Origin of the sequence: Protofrankia sp. CiP1_Cm_nod2, from assembly GCF_920664355.1 — a bacterium.
Classification (GTDB): domain Bacteria; phylum Actinomycetota; class Actinomycetes; order Frankiales; family Frankiaceae; genus Protofrankia.
Genome location: NZ_CAKKTL010000041.1, coordinates 14,625 through 16,742 on the forward strand (window position 1 = coordinate 14,625; position 2,118 = coordinate 16,742).

Genomic DNA, 2,118 nt, shown 5'->3' on the forward strand with positions numbered 1-2,118 from the left:
ACGTTTCGGCATTCCCTACAACACCGGCTCGTTGCCGCGGCAGACGTCCAGCGTGTGGAAGCGCATTCTGCGGCTGGCGCTCCCAGGCCCTGCTCGATGGCCTGTCGATCTCGGTGATGACCGCGCCCACCGGTCCGAGCACGCACACGCCCACCGCATCCCCGCCGAGAGTGTGGTGTGAGATCCGCGCCCGGGAGCGCTCGAGCTCCTCGAAGTCGAGCCTCCTCGAAGTGGGCATCGCCAACCCGACCGGCGGGCACGTGGCGCGGATCGGCGGGCGTGGCAGTGCACAGCGGTCCGGGCCGGTTGGCGAGTCGGTAGATTCACGGGGGTGACGAGCCTGGAACGTCTTCTCGACGAGCGGTTGGGCGCGGCCTTCACGGCCGTTGCCGGCGAAGAGGCTGCCGGCGAACAGGTCGATCCCGCCATCCGGCGGTCGCAGCGGGCGGACTATCAGGCGGACGCGGCCCTCTCGCTGGCTCGCCGCCTTCGTCGCAGCCCGCGTGACATCGCCGCCGAGGTGGTCAGGACCGCCGAGCTCGACGACCTGTGCGAGACGGTCGAGGTGGCGGGGCCGGGGTTCATCAACCTGCACCTGGCCGCGTCCGCGCTGGAGCGCCTGCTCGGGGAGATGCTCGACGACGAGCGGCTGGGCGTCGCGCCGGTGCCCGAGCCCGAGGTGGTCGTCGTCGACTACTCCGGGCCGAACGCCGCCAAGGAGATGCACGTCGGCCATCTCCGGTCGACGATCATCGGGGACGCCGCGGTGCGGCTGCTGGGCTGGCTGGGCCATCAGGTCGTCCGGCAGAACCACATCGGGGACTGGGGCACGCCGTTCGGCATGCTGGTCGAGCATCTGCTCGACGTCGGCGAGTCCGAGGCCGCCCACGAGCTCTCCGTCGGCGACCTCAACGCCTTCTACAAGGCCGCCCGGGTGAAGTTCGACGCGGACGAGGCGTTCAAGGAACGTTCCCGGCTACGGGTCGTCCAGCTCCAGGCCGGCGACCCGACGACACGCCGGCTCTGGCACGTCCTGGTCGGCGAGTCGAAGACGTACTTCCTGACCGTCTACTCCCAGCTCGGCGTGCTGCTCACCGAGGCGGACTTCCGCGGGGAGAGCTCCTACAACGAGCAGTTGGGCCCGGTCGTCGACGAGCTGGCCGAGCTGGGGCTGCTGCGGCTGAGCGACGGCGCACTGTGCGCCTTCCCGGAAGGGTTCAAGAACCGGGATGGTGAGCCCCTGCCGCTCATCGTGCGCAAACGGGACGGCGGCTACGGGTACGCGACCACCGATCTGGCGACGATTCGTCACCGGATTCGCGACCTGCACGCGACCCGGCTGCTCTACGTGGTGGGGCTGCCGCAGTACCAGCATTTCGAGATGATCTACGAGGTGGCCCGGGAGGCCGGCTGGCTTCGTGAGCCCGTACGGGCCGAGCACATCGGGCACGGGTCGATCCTGGGCGCCGACGGCAAGATGCTGCGGACCAGGGCCGGCGACTCCGTGAAACTCGTCGCCCTGCTGGAGCAGGCCGTTTCCCGGGCGGCCGACGTCATCGCCGTGAAGAATCCCACGCTGGACGCGGAAACCCGTGCGCAGGTCGCCCAGGCGATCGGGACCGGTGCCGTGAAGTACGCGGACCTCTCGACCGACCGGTCGAAGGACTATGTCTTCGACCTGGACCGCATGCTGGCTTTCGACGGCAACACCGCACCCTATCTGCAGTACGCCCACGCGAGGATCTGCTCGGTGTTCCGCAGGGCCGGGCTGACCTATCCGGTCGCCGCCGCCGACATCCGGGTCGACGAGCCCGAGGAACGTCATCTCGCGATTCATCTGCTCAGCTTCGGCGATGTGGTCGAGGGCATTGCCGACTCGCTCGAGTTCCACCGGCTGGCGGGTTATCTCTTCGGCCTGGCGGCCGCTTTCACGAATTTTTACGAGAAATGTCCTATTCTCCGTGCCGAGGAGCCGGTCCGCGTCAGCCGGATCGCCCTGTGCGATCTGACCCGGCGTGCCCTCGCGACCGGCCTTGACCTGCTCGGGATAACCGCGCCCGAGCGGATGTGACCGGATTTTCCGACCACCGGCACCAGCACCGGCACCGGCGATGCCCC

2 protein-coding genes are annotated in these 2,118 nt (G+C 68.9%); both read left to right on the forward strand.

The features are described from left to right. Positions 1-181, forward strand: a 181-nt coding sequence (locus tag NBW84_RS06870; RefSeq protein ID WP_445548655.1) for a hypothetical protein, incomplete at its 5' end; no start/stop codon positions are given. A gap of 150 nt (positions 182-331) precedes the next feature. Next, complete coding sequence (gene argS, locus NBW84_RS06875; RefSeq protein WP_250282770.1) at positions 332-2,071, forward strand: arginine--tRNA ligase; 1,740 nt, start codon at positions 332-334, stop codon at positions 2,069-2,071. Positions 2,072-2,118: the final 47 nt, after the last annotated feature.